The 16,686-nt window shown below is 68.8% G+C and carries 13 protein-coding genes, 1 pseudogene and 1 riboswitch; of the genes and pseudogenes, 6 read left to right on the top strand and 8 right to left on the bottom strand.

What is annotated here, in order from left to right:
- Window positions 1-77 precede the first annotated feature (77 nt).
- From H587_RS0115375 to H587_RS19155, 4 genes and pseudogenes are all read right to left on the bottom strand, one after another.
- The gene (locus H587_RS0115375; protein WP_027176983.1) at window positions 78-1,058 is read right to left on the bottom strand and encodes an HD-GYP domain-containing protein; all 981 of its coding nucleotides are present in this window, start codon (window positions 1,056-1,058) and stop codon (window positions 78-80) included.
- Between the two features lie 117 nt (window positions 1,059-1,175).
- Window positions 1,176-3,235, bottom strand: a pseudogene (locus H587_RS21450) (HAMP domain-containing methyl-accepting chemotaxis protein).
- Between the two features lie 260 nt (window positions 3,236-3,495).
- Window positions 3,496-5,037 carry a DEAD/DEAH box helicase gene (locus H587_RS0115365; protein ID WP_027176982.1) on the bottom strand — a complete coding sequence of 514 codons (1,542 nt, stop codon included), beginning with the start codon at window positions 5,035-5,037 and terminating at the stop codon, window positions 3,496-3,498.
- Window positions 5,038-5,214: 177 nt separating this feature from the next.
- Window positions 5,215-6,099 (bottom strand): NfeD family protein, encoded by an 885-nt coding sequence (locus H587_RS19155; protein WP_034609621.1) that lies wholly within the window; start codon window positions 6,097-6,099, stop codon window positions 5,215-5,217.
- A 95-nt stretch (window positions 6,100-6,194) separates the two neighbouring features.
- Here H587_RS19155 and H587_RS0115355 point away from each other — a divergent pair, with 95 nt between their 5' ends.
- The 3 genes from H587_RS0115355 (at window position 6,195) to H587_RS19150 (ending at window position 9,286) form a co-directional block, all read left to right on the top strand.
- The gene (locus tag H587_RS0115355; RefSeq protein ID WP_027176981.1) at window positions 6,195-6,764 is read left to right on the top strand and encodes a hypothetical protein; all 570 of its coding nucleotides are present in this window, start codon (window positions 6,195-6,197) and stop codon (window positions 6,762-6,764) included.
- A gap of 325 nt (window positions 6,765-7,089) precedes the next feature.
- Window positions 7,090-8,901, top strand: a complete 1,812-nt coding sequence (locus H587_RS0115350) for a carbon starvation CstA family protein (RefSeq protein ID WP_027176980.1) — start codon at window positions 7,090-7,092, stop codon at window positions 8,899-8,901.
- Window positions 8,902-8,983: 82 nt separating this feature from the next.
- Window positions 8,984-9,286 (top strand): late competence development ComFB family protein, encoded by a 303-nt coding sequence (locus tag H587_RS19150; RefSeq protein WP_034609619.1) that lies wholly within the window; start codon window positions 8,984-8,986, stop codon window positions 9,284-9,286.
- On the opposite strand, the gene H587_RS19145 is transcribed toward H587_RS19150, so the two are convergent.
- The 3 genes from H587_RS19145 to H587_RS0115330 form a co-directional block, all read right to left on the bottom strand.
- Complete coding sequence (locus H587_RS19145; RefSeq protein ID WP_169432797.1) at window positions 9,280-10,089, bottom strand: tetratricopeptide repeat protein; 810 nt, start codon at window positions 10,087-10,089, stop codon at window positions 9,280-9,282. The two genes, H587_RS19150 and H587_RS19145, sit on opposite strands and share 7 nt — an antisense overlap.
- A 238-nt stretch (window positions 10,090-10,327) precedes the next feature.
- Window positions 10,328-11,644 carry a hemolysin family protein gene (locus H587_RS0115335; protein WP_027176979.1) on the bottom strand — a complete coding sequence of 439 codons (1,317 nt, stop codon included), beginning with the start codon at window positions 11,642-11,644 and terminating at the stop codon, window positions 10,328-10,330.
- A gap of 79 nt (window positions 11,645-11,723) precedes the next feature.
- Window positions 11,724-12,407, bottom strand: coding sequence for a Crp/Fnr family transcriptional regulator (locus H587_RS0115330; protein ID WP_027176978.1), 684 nt, complete (start codon window positions 12,405-12,407; stop codon window positions 11,724-11,726).
- Window positions 12,408-12,581: 174 nt separating this feature from the next.
- Here H587_RS0115330 and cfa point away from each other — a divergent pair, with 174 nt between their 5' ends.
- Entirely contained in the window at window positions 12,582-13,730 is a 1,149-nt protein-coding gene (cfa, locus tag H587_RS0115325; RefSeq protein WP_027176977.1) for a cyclopropane fatty acyl phospholipid synthase, read from the top strand.
- Here the strand turns inward: cfa and H587_RS20705 are convergent.
- A complete protein-coding gene (locus tag H587_RS20705; protein WP_027176976.1) occupies window positions 13,714-14,478 on the bottom strand; it encodes a tetratricopeptide repeat protein in 765 nt (254 codons plus the stop codon). The two genes, cfa and H587_RS20705, sit on opposite strands and share 17 nt — an antisense overlap.
- Window positions 14,479-14,534: 56 nt before the next feature.
- A riboswitch (cyclic di-GMP riboswitch) is annotated at window positions 14,535-14,617 on the bottom strand.
- Between the two features lie 227 nt (window positions 14,618-14,844).
- Between H587_RS20705 and H587_RS0115315 the strand changes: the two genes are divergently transcribed.
- Both H587_RS0115315 and H587_RS0115310 read left to right on the top strand, forming a co-directional pair.
- Window positions 14,845-15,810, top strand: coding sequence for an MDR/zinc-dependent alcohol dehydrogenase-like family protein (locus H587_RS0115315; protein WP_027176975.1), 966 nt, complete (start codon window positions 14,845-14,847; stop codon window positions 15,808-15,810).
- A gap of 14 nt (window positions 15,811-15,824) precedes the next feature.
- Entirely contained in the window at window positions 15,825-16,586 is a 762-nt protein-coding gene (locus H587_RS0115310; RefSeq protein ID WP_027176974.1) for a flagellar brake protein, read from the top strand.
- The last annotated feature ends 100 nt before the right edge of the window (window positions 16,587-16,686 follow it).

Raw genomic sequence — 16,686 nt, 5'->3', positions numbered from 1 at the left:
TTTTCGTCGACGAACATCGACGAGACATCGTTATAGGATGAATTTTATCGACGGCGATGGCCGCCGTCGGCCGACGCTTACACCAGGGACGCGCCCGAGAGCACCTGCACGAAGCGTTTGAACACCTCCAGGTCGAAGGCTCCCTTCATGTCGTCGCGCATGGTGCGCAGGGCCTCGAAGGGCGAGAGCGCCGACGAGCCGGGGCGTTCGGAGGTCAGGTTGTCGTAGGAGTCGCACACGGAAAGCACCCGCACCGGGAAGGGGATTCCCTCTCCGGGCAGGCGGCCGGGATAACCCTCGCCGTCCATGCGTTCGTGGTGGAAGAGGATGCAGTTCAGCGAGGTCTGGCTCATGGTCAGCTGGGCGCACAGGGACACGCCCCAGAGGGGATGCCCGCGCAGGACTTCCTGTTCGGCCCGGCTCAGGCTCCGCTTGTTCAGGATTTCCTTGGGCACGCGCAGCTTGCCCACGTCGTGCAGCATGGCCCCCATCCCGGCCTGGAAGAGTTCCTCCTCCACGGCCCCGAAGCTCTGGAGCACGGCCAGGGTGAAGACGAAGACGTGGATGGAGTGCGTGTAGCCCTTGTAGTCGTGGGCGATGAACGGGGCCAGGGCGGTGAGGGCCTTCTCCTTGGTCAGGAAGCGGATGCTTTGCTCGACCACGTTTTTCAGGCGCTCGAAGTTCTCCTTGCGGATGGCCGGGAGGCGCTCCTCGAAGACGTCCTGCACCACGTCCTTGGCCGCGTCCATGAAGATCCGGGCCCGCTCGGGCATGGGCAGGGCCTCGTCGGCCAGGATGCGGCCCAGGTTGCTCTCCACGTAGCGCTCGAAGTGCTCCTTCTGCTCGGTCTTGACGAAGACTTCCTTCACCCCGGATTCGTGCAGGTTGCGCCGATGGCGTTCGCTGAAGCGTTCCTCGGAGTCGGCGTAGAGCACATACTCGTCGCCCTGGCGCAGATAGATGGAGAAGCGCCCCAGGGTCTCGGGAAAGATCATCAGGGGCGAGATGGTGAAGAAGGTCGGCGCGGCGGCCTTCGCGTCCGGTACGGGCTTGCTCATGCGCCCATCATAAGACAGGAGACGTTCCCTGGCTAGAGGCCGGGCGTCCCGAGGGCCGGGAGGGCGGGCGCGGCCTCCCGCCGGTTCGATGCGATGGGCCGCGCCGCTTCCCGTGGGCTAGAAGCGTTCGAATTCCTCGTCGTCCCCCATGGCCAGGGCCACGCCCTTGGTCTTGGCGGCTTCCGCACCCTTGGCTCCGGGTTTGGCGCCGGCTTTGGCGCCGGTTCCGGGCAGGGCCCGGGGGGCGGCCTTGGAAGCCTTGGCCGACGCCTTCCGCGAGGGCCGTCCGCCGCCCTCGCCGATGTCGAAGAAGCTCATGGCCTGCTGGAGCTGCTCGGCCTGGCTGGACAGTTCCTCGGAGGTGGAGGCCATCTCCTCGGAGGCCGAGGCGTTCTGCTGGATGACCTGGTCGAGCTGCTGGATGGCCTTGTTGATCTGTTCGGCCCCGGCGTTCTGCTCGTTGCTGGCGGCGGCGATCTCCTGGACCAGATCGGCGGTCTTGCGGATGTCCGGCACGAGCTTGTCGAGCATGTTCCGGGCCTGGTCGGCCACGGCCACGCTGCGGGCCGACAGGTCGCTGATCTCCCCGGCGGCCGAGCCGCTGCGCTCGGCCAGCTTGCGGACCTCGGCGGCCACCACGGCGAAGCCCTTGCCGTGCTCGCCCGCGCGGGCGGCCTCGATGGCCGCGTTCAGCGCCAGGAGGTTGGTCTGCCGGGCGATCTCGCCGATGATGCCGATCTTTTCCGCGATGATCTTCATGGCGTCCACGGCCTGGAACACGGCCTGTCCGCCCTCCTCGGCGTCCTTGGACGCCTGGTGCGCGATGGCCTCGGTCTGGCGGGCGTTGTCCGCGTTCTGGCGGATGTTGGAGGTCATCTGTTCCATGCTCGAGGAGACCTCCTCCACCGCGGCGGCCTGTTCGGTGGCGCCCTGGGACAGGTTCTGGGAGGTGGCCGAAAGCTCCTCCGAGCCCGAGGCCACGTTGGCCGTGGCGGCCTGGACCTCGGCCACGATGCCGCGCAGGTGCCCGGCCATGCCGTTGAGCGCCCGGGCCGGTCGCCGATCTCGTCCTTCTGGTCGATGTCCAGGTCGCGGGTGAAGTCGCCGCCGCTCAGGGCCTGGGCGAAGGCCACGCCCTGGAGGACCGGCCTGGTCACGGCCCGGGTCAGCAGCACCCCCAGGATGATGGCCAGGACCACGCCCAGAACCACGCCGATCAGGGCCGTGATCCGCCCGGCGGCGGCCTGGGACTCGGATTGCTCCACCTGGGTCCGGGCCAATTTGGTGTTCAGCTCCACGGCCTGGTCCAGCACGGCCACGGCCTCGTTCATGCGTTCGCGGCCCTCGCCCAGGAGGATCGCGGTCATCTGGGTGAAGGCCTTCGCGGACGTGTCGGTCTCGTCGGCCATCTTCTCCAGGCCCGCAAGGATGGACCGGGACAGGGGGCGGACCTGGGAGGCGAGCAGGGCCGAGGCCGCGCCCCTGTCTCCCGTCGCCGCCAACCGCCGGACCTCGGCCAGGGCGCCGTGCAGCCTCTGGTTGCTTTCCCCGAGCGCGGAGGCCTGCTGGAGAATCACGGGATTGGTGGTGCGCAGTTCGGACAGGCGGCGGCCCAGAAGGCTTCCGGCCGCGCCGGAGGCCTCGCCCTCGACCCTGCCCGTGATGACCGCCTCCTGGGCCTCGGCCAGCAGGCGGTGCTGTTCGGCCTCAAAGGAGTGGATGCGGGCCAGCATGGCGTCGGGATTGGCCACGTCCAGGGCCTGAATCCGGCGGGAAAGCTCCAGGGCCTTGTTGTTGGCTTCGGCGGCCTGGGCCATCTTGGCCAGGAAGTCCTTCCGGAGGGACGTTTCCTCGGCGGTATGCGGCAGGGCTTCGTACGTCTCCAGGTGTTTCTTGTAGCGATCGCGGGCCGCCTGGATGTTCGCGTACTGCGCATCGCGGCCCTTGGTGTCCAGGGCCGGGGAGAGCAGCGTGCGCAGGGCCTGGTTGATGGTGCGGAACTCGGTCTTCACGGCCGAGAGATGCTCCACCGAGGGGAGCTTCTCCTTGCCCAGCACGCGCACGTTGTCCGCCAGGCGGGATATCTCCAGCATGCCCAGGCCGCCCACGGCCAGGGTGATGCAGGCCACCAGGAGAAAGCCGCCGAGCAGTTTGACGCCGAGCTTGAGATTCTTCATGACCCGTCTCCTTGCGTGATTCGACGATTTCCCGTCGATCGGCCGGGGAATCGTCAGGTGGCGCATGCTAGCAGGCGGTGGCGGATTCTTGTCAATGATTCTTTATTTTTTCTTTTCGGAACTATTTGAAGAACGTTTCTTCCGTCGGGGAGGAACGGCGGCGGAAACGAAAAGGCCGGTCCCGCTGGGGGGAACCGGCCTGCCGTCGGTCGCTGTCGATGAATCAATTTATACTGAGAAAGAAGGCTGCCGATGGGCGATCAATCCTGACGATCCTGGCCGCCTCCGCCCTGGTCGCCACCCCCGCCCCCGCGGCGTTTGCGCGGGCGTCTGCGACGTTTGGCCGCGCCCTCGGGCCGGGGCCGGTCGCCTTCGTCCCGTCGTTCGTCCCTGTTTTCGTTCCGGCGTTCGTTTCGCCGCCCGGACCGTTCCCCGGGCAGGGCCGGAGCGGCGGTGAGGCTGCCCTGGTAGCGTTCGTCCAGGAGCATGGCCAGGAGCATCCGGCCGTCGGCCTCCTCGGCCAGTTTTCCGGCCAGGGGCAGGAAGCGCCGCATGCGTTCCCGGGCCAGGGGCGTCTTGCTCCGCAGCTCGGCCTCCAGCATGGACGACAGGCGTTCGGCCACCACCTCGGACACGGACTCGTCCGAGGGCAGTTCCCGCCGGATCAGCTCGAAGGAGTAAAGCCGGGCGATGCGCACGAGTTCCAGCTTCTGGATCACGTCCACCAGGGAGATGACCTCGCCCGAGGCGCCGGCCCGGCCCGTGCGGCCCGAACGGTGGATGTAGGCCTCGCGGTCCTCCGGCGGCTCGTAGAGGATCACGTGCGACAGGTCCGGGATGTCGATGCCCCGCCCGGCCACGTCGGTGGCCACCAGGAAGCGCAGGGACTTGTCCCGCACCCGGGCCAGCACCTGTTCGCGCTTGGCCTGGGTCAGGTCCGCCGACAGCTCGTCAGCGTCGTAGCCGAACTGCTGCAGCACGGCGGTCAGGAAATGCACGTCGCTTTTCTTGTTGCAGAAGATGATCGCCTGGGCGGGTTGCTCCAGCTCGATGATCCGGATGAGGCAGCGCTCCCGGCCCATGGCCGGAACCTCGTAGTAGGTGTGCGCGATCTCGGCCACGGAGACGTGCGCCCCGGAGAGCGAGAGCATCCGCGGCTCGTGCAGGAACTCCTCGGCCAGGCGCAACACGTGGCCCGGATAGGTGGCCGAAAACATCGAGGAATGCACCCGGCGCTTGGGCAGGTAGCGCTGCACCTCCTTCATGTCCGGGTAGAAGCCCACGGAGAGCATCCGGTCGGCCTCGTCGAACACGAGCATGCGCAGGTGCTCCAGGGTCAGGGAGCGCTTGAGCAGGTGGTCCAGCACACGGCCGGGCGTGCCGACCACGATGTGCGCGCCCTGCTTGAAGGCGTCGATCTGCGGGCCGTAGGCCACGCCGCCGTACACCGCCACCACGCGCGGGCCGTCCGGGCCGCAGAGCATCTCGGCCTCGCGGGCCACCTGGGTGGCCAGCTCGCGCGTGGGCACCAGCACCAGGGCCTGGCATTCCGGGCGTGAGGCGTCCAGGCGGGAAAGCATGGGCAGCACGAACGCGCCGGTCTTGCCGCTGCCCGTGCGGGCCTGGACCATCATGTCCCGGCTTTCCAGCAGCGACGGCAGGGCCTTGGACTGCACCGGAGTGAGCGCGGTCCAGCCCGCGCGTTCACAGGCCAGGCGCAGAACCTCGGGCAGATCCTCCAGGCGCGGTTCGGGCCGCTCCGCCTCGGGATCGGGAGTCGTATTGGGAGTTTCGTTTTCCATGCCCGGCTCACTACCCCACAACACCCCTCTCCCGCAACAACCCCCTTCGGCCCCCTTCGCCCCCTTCGGGGGTTTTCAGAAAGGCTTTTTCGGCTTCCCGGTTTCTGCCGAGTCCAGGACGCAGTCCTGGCGCGGGGGATGGGGGCGCGCGGCCCCCATTCTGGAAGCCCTCTGAGGCTAACGGGACGAAAGGAGGAGGATCTCGGGGTGGTCGGGCATGCGTTCGCGGACGTGGGCCTTGTCCCCGGGCTTGAGATTGTCGTCGGAGAAGGCCTTGTAGCGCTCGCCGTCGACCTCCACCTCGCCGGAGGTGAACGGGCCGATGGGCTCCAGAACCCGGGCGGTGCGGCCCACGGGGTCGCGCGGGGCGTGCGGGCGCTCGCCGTCCAGGGACATGGTCAGGTCCAGATCGGGCTGCGGCCTGGACTTTTTGGGCGCCGGGCGTTCGGGCTGCTCCATGGCGTCGGTGAGCAGCAGGGGAGAGTGCCGTTCCTCGTCGATGGACAGGGACAGGGCGTCGTCCAGCACGGGCTCCAGGAGATCGAAGCCCGAGCGCTCGTCGTCCTCTTCCAGGATGGACAGGGGCTGGGAGCCGCCGGGCATGGTGGCGGGCCGGGACGGCGGCTTGGGCGGGGTCAGGTCCGCGAAGGGGTCGCGGCGCCGTTTCGGGGCCTGGGGCTTGGCGGCGGCGAAGGGATCATCCGGGGCGGACTCGGCGCGGGCCGGGGCTTTCCGCTTGGTGGAGAAGGACATGGCCTCTTCCTGGGCCTCGCGTTCGGCGGCGTCCCGGGCCTGCCGCTCGGCGCGGCGTTCCAGGCGGCGCTTCCGGGCCCGGCGCAGGGGCGGGCGGATGGCCAGCAGGCCGAAGAGGGCTCCGGCCAGGGCCACGCCGGCCTGGACCACGGGCTGGGAGGCCGGGGCCAGGTAGGCCGCTCCGGCGGCCAGCAGGCAGCCCAGCCCCAGGAAGGAGAGGATCAGGCCCGGGGCGGCCAGGTCGGCCACCACGAAGGCCAGGCCCACCAGAAGCCAGACCTGGTATGGAATGGTCATGTCCGCGAACATGAAAGCCCCATACGCCAGTCCCTGGAACCTGGCAAGATTTCCGGGGGTTCCCCGCCGCGGCATGGTCGTGTTATGGCGGAAACAAAGGGGGCGTCATGAAGGACCACGTGGAGATATTCCGGCTCTGGCTGGCGGCCCATCCCCGGGAGCGCCGCGGGGCCCGGGGCATGACCCTGGCCCAATTGCGCGAGCTGGCCGACTCCCAGGGGCTCAAGGTCAACGAGGACGACCTGCGCGAGGCCATGGACGCCCCGGACTCGGACTTCTTCGGCCCGCCGGAGAAGCCGCTCTTCGTGGAGCGCTTCCTGACCAGACGGGGGCTGACCGTCCTGTTCCTGGCGCTTCTCGCGGCCTGGCTCGTCCTGGACCACGGCGACGTCGTGCGCGAGAACCAGGAGCGCATCAATCCGGCGGCCGTGGAGGCCATGAGCCGGGCCCTGGATGTCTGCCGCCTGGAAGGCCGCGACGCGGCCTTGCGCCAATGCCGGGACGTGCAGGCCACGCCCATCTGCAGGCTCTTCGGCGACGAGATCGCCTGCGTCCTGGAGCGGCGGTACGAACTGCTGAAGGATCTGGGTTTCGTCCTGCCGCCCCTGTACGAGCCGGGCTACAGGCCCCGCGTTCCTCGTTGGCGGGGCCTGCTGGACCTCCTCGCCGGCAAGTAGATCCTCATCCAACGAATGTGGCGGCGCGGTGACGCACAGTGGCCTTCATGTTGCCTGTCGCCATGCCGCCAGGGTGCGCCTGCATCGTCCGGCCACATGGCATGCGTCGCGTGCGGCTGGTGCGGAATAATTTGAAATAAATAAAAATACTATTGACAGACCGGCCGCGTCTCCCTACAGGACGGAGTCCTGAAGAATGCATTCCGGCTGTTGCGGCGATGTGGTGCGCACCGGCCGAGTGAGGTGTCGGAGACGACCCAGGACCGGTACGGATGGCCGCCTGGGTTGCTTTCCCTTGAATCAACCCGGTCTGGAGACCTCGGCCATGAACGCGCTCACGCTCATCTTCGTCGCCTTCTGCGTCTTCGCCATCGCCTACCGCTTCTATGGATTGTTCCTGGCCCGGAAAGTGCTCGGCCTGAAGTGCGAGCGGCTCACCCCCGCCGTGACCCTGGCCGACGGGCACGACTACGTGAAGACCAACAAGTTCGTGTTGTTCGGGCACCACTTCGCGGCCATCGCGGCGGCCGGGCCCCTGCTCGGCCCGGTGCTGGCCGCCCAGTACGGCTACATGCCCGGGGCCCTGTGGATCCTCATCGGCTGCGTGGTGGCCGGGGCCGTGCACGACATGGTCGTGCTCTTCGCCTCCGTGCGCCACAAGGGCCGCAGCCTGGGCCGCATCGCCGGGGCCGAGATCGGCGGCGCCGTGGGCCGGGTGGCCGGGGTGGCGGTGCTGTTCATCCTCATCCTGGCCCTGGCGGGTCTGTCCATCGCGGTGGTCAACGCCATGGCCGAGAGCACCTGGGGCACCTTCACCGTCTTCGCCACCATCCCCATCGCCCTGATCATGGGCGTGTACCTGCACGTCTGGCGCGTGGGCGACGTGAAGGGCGCGAGCGCCATCGGCGTGGTTCTACTTTTCCTGGCCGTGGTGGCCGGACCCTGGGTGGTCGCCAGCCCGACCCTGGGTCCGCTCTTCCACCTGACCAAGCGGCAGCTCTCCCTGATCGTTCCGGCCTACGGCTTCGTGGCCTCGATCCTGCCGGTCTGGCTCCTGCTCTGCCCGCGCGACTACCTGTCCACGTACCTCAAGATCGGCACCATCGCCATGCTGGCCGGGGGCATCGCCTTCGTCCGGCCCGAGTTGCTCATGCCCGCCTTCACGCAGTTCACGGCCGGGGGCGGCCCCGTGATCCCGGGCCCGGTGTTCCCGTTCATCTTCATCACCATCGCCTGCGGCGCTCTCTCGGGCTTCCACGCCATCATCGGCACGGGCACCACGCCCAAGATGATCGGCGACGAGAAGGACGTGCTCTTCGTGGGCTACGGGGCCATGCTCATGGAGGGCTTCGTGGCCGTCATGGCCCTGGTGGCGGCCTGCGTGCTCGTGCCCGCGGACTACTTCGCCATCAACGCCGCGCCCGCCGCCTTCGCCAAGCTGGGCATCAGCGTGCAGAACCTGCCCGCCCTGGCCGCCGAGGTGCAGGAGAACATCCAGGGCCGTCCCGGCGGCGCGGTGAGCCTCGCCGTGGGCATGGCCTACGTCTTCTCCTCCGTGCCCTTCATGAGCCACCTCATGAGCTATTGGTACCACTTCGCGATCATGTTCGAGGCCGTGTTCATCCTCACGGCCGTGGACACCGGCACCCGCGTGGGCCGCTTCTTCCTGCAGGAGATGGTCGGCGCGGTGGCGCCCAGGTTCATGGACAAGCATTGGTGGCCGGGCATCATCAGCACCAGCGCGGTCTTCACCTGTGCCTGGGGCTACTTGGTCTATACCGGCGACATCGGCAGCATCTGGCCGCTCCTCGGCATGAGCAACCAGCTCCTGGCGGCCAGCGGCCTGATCATCGGCACGACCATGATCATCCGCATGAACAAGGCCCGCTACGCCTGGCTCACCGCCGTGCCGGGCATCATCATGGCCTTCATCACCATTTGGGCCGGGTACCTGAACATCGTGGGCAACTACCTGCCCAAGGGACAGTACCTGCTGAGCTTCCTCGGCGCGCTGGTCATAGTCCTCATGACCATCGTCTTCGCGGGCGCGATCCGACGCTGGACCGAGTTGCTCAGGATCGACGGGACCGTCTCCGACCCGTACGGCGAACAGGTTCTCGTCGTGGTCGAGGAATAGCCTTCGGCCTCCGCCCGCGCGCCGGCCCTTGCCCGGGGCCCGGGTATCGGGCATGAGGGAGTCAGGATCGGAGGCGGAACACATGCGCGGAACCAAGCGACGGATGGGGTACGAGGATCTGGAGAACGTGGCCGAGGACATGGTCCTGGCGCGGATATCCGAACTGGCCGAGGACGAAAGTCTGGATTTCTGCCGCTGCCCGGTCTGCCTGCAGGACATGGCGGCCATCGTGCTCAACCGGGTGCCGCCGTTGTACTGCTGCAGCCTGCTGGAGAAGAACTCTCCGGGCGAGGACTTCTCCCGGCGCGTGGACGAGGTCCGGGCGCGCATCGAGGAGGAGCTGCCCCGGGCCGTCGAGCTGGTCCGGAGCCACGACAATCACTGATCCCCGGAGCGTCGGGCGTCCTCCCGCCCGGCCTCGCCGCGATGGCGCACCCGCGCGCCCGGGCGCGGCGAGAGGGTGTGCTCCACCACGGCCAGGAACTCCCGGCACTCCGGGAAGTCCGGCCGCATCTCCAGGGCCTGGAGCAGGAGCTTGCGGGCCCTGGCCGGGTCGCCCTTTTCGAACCAGGCCCGGCCGATGTTGTAGGTGAGATTCTCGTCGTCCCCCGAGAACTCCCGGGCCCGGGAGTAGTATTCCAGGGCTTCGGCGAACAGCCCGCACTTGCGCAGTTTGATCCCGAACTCGTTGAAGAGATGCTTGTGGCGGGCCTCGAAGGCCGCGCGCAGCGCCACCAGACGCTTGAAGACCTGGGCCCCGGAAGCCGCGTCGCCCCGGTCCAGGTAGACCAGGCCCAGGCCGAACACTGCCCGCACGTGATCCTCGGCCAGGTCCAGGGCGCTCCGGTACTCGAATTCGGCGGAATAGGACTCGCCCTTGGCCCGGTGCCGGTCGCCGCGCTCCACGTGCGACTCGACCTTCTCCATGAGCGGCAGAACCTGGTTCAGGTAGAGTTCCGGCTCGGGCAGGAACTTGCTCAGGAGTTCCTCGCGGCTCATGATCTCCTGGGGACCGGAGGGCGCCATCCCGGAGTTCAGGCTCTGGACCAGGATGCGGCCGTCGTCCTGCTCCTCGGCGTAGACGTGGAAGTTGCGCCCGATCTTGCGCTTGGTTCCGCCGAAGCCCACGTAGCCCGTGTCCTCGCAGGAAAAGACGCCCTTGATGCGGGGCGGGGTCGCCGTGCTCATCATCTTCTCCGGGCTCTTTCGCTCGATCCGCGCCCGGTTCCGAACGACTGGAGGCGAAAAGACCCACTTTTCGGTGACATGGCGATGAAAAACGTCGGGGCGCAACGCTTCGCCGACGTTCATCGTGCGATCCATCGTAGTCAAAGCCCCCCGGGTGAGGCAAGCCCGGGCGCGAAAAAGTAACAGCGGGTCCGGGAAGGGGCCGTTCACCTCGAACAGGCGCGGCCGCGCGGGGGGCCTAGAAGTCCCCGTCCTGGTCCGGCGGCGGCGTGACGAGCAGCTTGTCGATGCGCGCGCCGTCCAGGTCCACGATCTCGAATTCGAAGCCCTTCCAGCGGAAGCGGTCGCCCAGCGCGGGCGGACGGCCCAGGTGGTGCAGGACGAATCCGGCCAGGGTGCGGAAGGGGCCGCCGTCCTCCTCGGAGAGTCGCGTCTCCAGCACGTCCAGGGCCTCGTCCATGGGCAGGAGCGCGTCCACCAGCAGGGAGCCGTCCTCACGCCGCAGGACCGAGGGCTCGGGAAGCGCGCCCGGGGTGGGGATGTCGCCCACGATGGCCTCCAGGATGTCGTAGAGCGTGACGATGCCCTGGATCACGCCGTATTCGTCCACCACCACGGCGAAGTGCATGCCGGGCCGCTGCCTGAAGATCTCCAGCAGGCGCGTCGCGTGCATGGTGGTCGGCGCGAACAGGGCCGGCCGCACGTGGGCCGCGATGTCCGTCGGACCGCCCGCGAGACCGGCCGTGAGCACGTCCCGGGCCCGGACCACGCCGAGCACGTCCTCCAGTTCGCCCCGGGCCGCGGGGAAGCGGCCGTAGGGCTGCTCCAGGATCGTGCGCAGGTTCTCCTCGGCCGGGGCGTCCAGGTCGATCCAGGCCACCCGCGAGCGGTGGGTCATGATCGCCTCCACCCGGCGGTCGCCCAGGCGGAAGATGCGCTCGATCATGTCCCGTTCGGAATCCTCCAGGACGCCGCTCTTGGCGCCCTCGGCGATGAGCCCCCGGATGTCCTCCTCGGTCACGGCCGCCTCGCCCTTGCCGGACACGCCCAGGACGCGGAGCACCGCGTTGGTGGACAGGCTCAGGAGCTGCACCAGGGGCAGGCAGAGGGTCATGAGCAGGCGCATGAGCGGGGCGGCGGCCGCGGCCAGCCGCTCGGGCCGCCGCAGGGCCAGACGCTTGGGGGCCAGTTCGCCGAGCACCAGGGTCAGAAAGGTGATGGAGGCCACCACCAGGGCCACGGCCAGGGCCTCGGCGGCCTGGACCGGCATGTCCGCCTCGACCAGGAGCCGGGTCGCCGCCGTCACCAGGGTGGCCCCGCCGTAGACCCCGGTGAGCACGCCCACCACGGTGATGCCGATCTGCACGGTGGAGAGGAAGCGCTCGGGCCGCAGGCGCATGTCCAGGGCCAGCCTCGCGCGCCGGTCGCCGCCCCCGGCCATGTTCCGCAGGCGCACGGCCCGCGAGGAGACCAGGGCCATCTCGGCCATGGAGAAGAAGCCGTTGAGCAGGATGAGAAAAAGGATCGCCGCCATTTCCAGGTACAAGGGATTCATCGGGTGCTCCGTTCCGGCCGGAATGCCCCGGCCGAAACATCAGGGTGCCCGGCGCGGGCGGGGTGCGTCAAGACGGGACTCAACCCTCGAAGCGTTCGCCCTCGGCGATGCGTGCCAGCCGTTCGGGGTCGGAGAGGGTGATCTCGCGGCCCCGCATGGCGATGAGGCCGTTTTCCGCGAAGCGTTTCAGGGTTCGGGAGAGGGTTTCCTGGATCGTGCCCAGGGAGAGCGCGATCTGGCCCTTGGGAATGTCCAGGCGCACGTGGTTTCCGCCCTGGTCGCGGGGCAGGGCCAGGAGATAGGCCGCCAGCCGCGCGGGCACCTCCTTGAGGCTGACCTCCTCGATCTTGCGCACGAGCATGCGCAGCCGGACCGAGAGCAGGCCGAGCATGTTCATGGCCAGCTCCGGGTCGTTGCGGATGGCTTCGCCGAAGGCCCGGCGCGGGAAGAAGAGCAGCTCGGAGTCCTCCAGGGCCTGGGCCGCGGCGGGAAACACTCCGCGCTCGAACACGGCCACCTCGCCGAAGGACTCGCCCGGGCCGAAGACGTGCAGGATCTGCTCCTTGCCCGCCGGGTTGGAATTGAAGATCTTCACCTTGCCCTCGGCCACGGCGTAGAACCCGTCGGCTGGGTCGCCCTGCTGGAAGATCTCCCGGCCCCTGTCCACGCGCTTGCGCACCGCGATGCGCGCCACGGCCTCCAGCTGGGCCTGGGGCAGGCCGTCGAACAGGGTCACGCGGCCCACGGCCTGAAGAGCGTCCATGCGTTCCTCCAAGGGGTTCGGCCCGGCGTCCGGCCGGGGCGTCGTCCGCTATCTTCTGACGCATTTCGCCGCCGATGTCACGCCCGACGGGAGTTTCCGGACGGGACTTCCCCCCGGCCGCCAAAAGGGCTATGTTCGGGACGGAATCCGCGCGAAAGCACGCGGGGCACGGCCATGAACGCTTCCGAACGCCTGTTTGGGGATCTTCTGGGCCGGGCCGGAGTCACCCTCAACGGCCCCGCTCCCTGGGACGTCCGGGTCCACGACACCCGGGTCTACGACCGGGCCCTGCTTCAAAAGAATCTCGGCCTGGGCGAGGCCTACATGGACGGCTGGTGGGACTGCGGCCAACTGGACGAGTTCTTCCGCCGCGTGCTGGCCGCCCACCTCGACGAGGCCGTGCGCGGCGGCCCGCGCCTGCTTCTCTCCCTGCTCCCGGCCCTGCTGCGCAACCGTCAGACCCGCCGGGGGGCCCTGCAGGCGGCCCGCCGCCACTACGACCTGGGCAACGATCTCTTCCGGGCCTTCCTCGACCCCCGCATGCAGTACAGCTGCGCCTATTTCGAGGACGGAGCCGAGAGTCTGGCCGAGGCCCAGCTCGCCAAGCTGGAACTCGTCTGCGGCAAGCTCGGCCTGAAACCCGGCGACCATCTCCTGGACATCGGCTGCGGCTTCGGCGGGCTGGCCCGCCACGCCGCCGAGACGCGCGGCTGCCGGGTCACGGGCGTGAACATCTCGCGGGAGCAGATCGCCTTCGCCCGGGAGCATTGCGAGGGCCTGCCCGTGGAGATCCTCGAGAGCGATTACCGCGAGATTCCCGGCGCCTACACCAAGGCCGTGTCCGTGGGCATGTTCGAACACGTGGGCGCGAGAAACCACCGGACCTACATGCGGGCCGTGCTGAACGCCCTGGAGCCCGGTGGGGTCTTCCTCCTGCATACCATCGGGGCCAACCGCACGGCCCCTGGCTGCGATCCCTGGATCGAGCGCTACATCTTTCCGCGCGGGGATCTGCCGAGCCCCATGCAGATCGCCCGGGCCGCCGAGGGGCTCTTCGTCATCGAGGACTGGCACAACCTGGGACCGCACTACGCGCGCACCCTGCGCTGCTGGCACGCCAACTTCGAGGCGGCCTGGCCCGGCCTGGCCGGACGCTACGGCGAACGCTTCCGCCGCATGTGGCGCTATTACCTGCTCTCCAGCGCGGGGGCCTTCGCGGCCCGGGACATCCAGGTCTGGCAGGTGGTGCTCACGCCGGTGGGAGCGCCGCAGCCGCCCTGCCGCCCGGAGCGGCGCGGCGCCAGGATCAGGATGAAGGGGTGAGCTTGAGCCCGGCCGGACCGCGCGCCAATTTGGCCAGGTAGTCCCTGGCTTCGGCGAAGCCGGGATTGATGGCCAGGGCCTGTTCCAGGGCCTCGCGGGCCCGTCCGAGGTCGCGGCGCTCGATGTGCGTGCGGGCGATGTTGAAGAAGAGGTGTTCGTCGTCCTTGGCGAAGTCCAAGGCCCGGCCGTAGTAGTCCAGGGCCTGCTCGTACATGCCGTTCCTGCGCAGGTTGATGCCGAACTCGTTGAACAGGTGCTTGTGGCGCTTCTCGAAGGCCGCGTCCAGGGTCACCAGCCGTCGGAGCACCTCCAGGGCCTTTTCCTTCTCGCCCCGCCGCAGATAGACCAGCCCGATGCCGAAGTTGGCGCGGATGTTCTGTTCGTCCAGGTTCAGGGCGTTCGCGAAGCTGAGTTCGGCGGTGAAGGGCTGGCCGTTTTTCAGGTGGCGTTCGCCGCTGGCGATCTGCTTGGCCAGTTCGCGCATCTGCGGCAGCATGGTCTTGTGGTAGTATTCCGGGTCCGGGAAGAAGTCGCGCAAGAGGTCGTCGCGGGAGATGGTCCGGGTGGGGCCCGTGGGCACGTGGTTCTCGTTCACGGCCTGGATCTTGATCTTGTCGTCCTCCAACTCCTCGGCGAAGACGTAGATCGTGGTGGAGACCTTTTTGGCCGTGGCCCCGGTGCCGACCTTGGAGGTCTTGGCGGTGGAGAAGGCGCCCTTGATGCGCTCTTCGGTGGGACAACAGGCCATGCTGCGGGCTCCGGCCGTCGGAAAAAGACAGGAGGGCGGGCCGGTCAGGCCCGACTGCGAGCGGCCCGGCAGTCTCGTTCCTGGTCCGAGATCCGCGGCTTTCCGCCCCTGCCTCGCGACGGGTTTGGCTTTTTTCGCAGCCCGACCTTAGGGTGCCCGCGCGACCCTGTCAAGGAGAGGTCCGTCGCGGAGAAGGCCCGTGATTCAAGGATTTTTGCGCTTCAGCCTGGGGGAAGGGCGAGAGAGCCCCGCCCGGGAACGGACTTCCCGGCGGAGTCTGATTTTCGTTCGGCCCTGTCCGGTTGCCGGGCGGCCGCGGACTGGGGTATGTTTCAGGGCAGGGACGCGTCCCGCCAGGGAGGAGCCATGCGGAGCATCGTCTTCGAGAACGGAAAGAGCCTGTCGGCCGAGGGGCCGAAACCCCGTCCCGGCCCGGGCGAGGCCCTGGTGCGGGTGCTCCTGGCGGGCGTCTGCAACACCGACCTGGAGCTTCTGCAAGGCTACTACGGCTTTTCCGGGGTGGCCGGTCACGAGTTCGTCGGCCTGGTGGAGGAATGCCCCGACGCGCCGGAGTGGGTGGGCCGCCGGGTCTCGGCGGACATCAACTGCGGCTGCGGCGGGTGTCCCCTCTGCCTGGCGGGCGACCCGCGCCACTGCCCCACGCGCACGGTGCTCGGCATCGTGGCCCGGCCCGGCTGCTTCGCGGAATATCTCACCGTGCCCGCGCGTAACCTCCTGGCCGTGCCCGAGGGCCTGCCCGAGGACTGCGCCGTGTTCGCCGAACCCCTGGCCGCGGCCCTGGAGCCCGGGCGGCAGGTGGATCTCTCCGGCCGCCGGGTTCTGGTCCTGGGCGACGGCAAGCTCGGCATCCTGACCGCCCTGGGCCTGGCCCCGGACTGTCCGGACCTGACCCTGGCCGGGCGCCACGAGGCCAAACTGGCCCTGGCCCGGGGCGCGCGCACCGCGCTCCTGCCCGCCGGGACGCCCCCGGCCCGTGCCCGCGAAATCCTCGGCCTCTTCGACGTGGTCATCGAGGCCACGGGACGAGAGGACGGCCTGGACACGGCCCTGGCGTTGGTCCGACCCGAGGGGATCGTGGTGGCCAAGACCACCTCGCGCAACCCGTCGCGTCTGGACCTGGCCAGGCTGGTGGTGGACGAGATCACGCTCATGGGCTCGCGTTGCGGGGACCAGTCCCTGGCGCTGGAGCGTCTGGCCGGAGGCCTGGACCCCCGGCCGCTCATCGAGGCCCGTTTTTCCTTCGAGGAGCACGAACAGGCCCTGGCCGCCGCTTCCCGGCCCGGGGCCATGAAGGTGCTGCTCACCCCCTGAGCCGAGGAGATCCCATGCCCGAGGACAAGATTCCCGCCGGGACCGCCACGCAAGCCGCTGAAACCCCGAGCGCCGAAACTCCGGAGGCCGGGACTCCGGCGGCCGCGAATCACGAGGACTCACGACCCGCGCCGCGCCTGGACCTGACCGTGGGCGGGGCGGTGCTGGTGGAGATCGAGGGCCTGCGCCGCAGCTTCAAGGCCAAGGTGGTGGGCTGGGACCAGGACCGCTTCGTGCTCACGACCTTTCCCGCCCGGCCCGAGATCCGCGATCAGCTCTACCAGGACCGGGGCCTGATCCTGCGCTATCTGCACCCCGACGGCACGCTCTACGGCTTCCACTCCGTGGTGGACTCGGTGCTTTTCCGGCCCGAACGCCTGCTCTTCGCGCGCTATCCCGGGAAGGTGGAGACGTTGAGCCTGCGCAAGGAGGACCGGGTGAACTGCTTCGTGCGCGCCGGCCTGGAGCGCACCCAGGGCGAAGCCTGCCAGGGCATGCTGCTGAACGTGTCCAAGAGCGGCTGCCGCTTCGTCTCCGGCCTCTCCGTTCCGGACCCGGCTCCGGTCGTGGGCGAAACCCTGACCGTGGCGACCTCCTTCTTCGGCTGCTCCATGGAACTGCGCATCCCCGCCGACGTGCGGGCCCTCCGCCAGGACGGCCAGCGCCTGACCCTGGGGCTCCTGTTCCGGGAGATCCCCGAGGAGGCCGCCCGGGACATCGAGCGCTACATCCAGGACATCAAAGCCGTCCTTGGAGAGGGCTCCGCCCAGCAATAGAAGGCGAAAAGGCGCGTCGCGTCGCCTTCCATGCCCCCGAAAGGAATCTTTCCGGCAAGGCCGAAGAAAAAGGCGGGAGTCGCCTCCCGCCTTTTCGTCT

It is taken from the genome of Desulfovibrio aminophilus DSM 12254 (assembly GCF_000422565.1).
Classification (GTDB): domain Bacteria; phylum Desulfobacterota; class Desulfovibrionia; order Desulfovibrionales; family Desulfovibrionaceae; genus Aminidesulfovibrio; species Aminidesulfovibrio aminophilus.
This window is presented reverse-complemented; position numbering and strand designations above follow the sequence as displayed.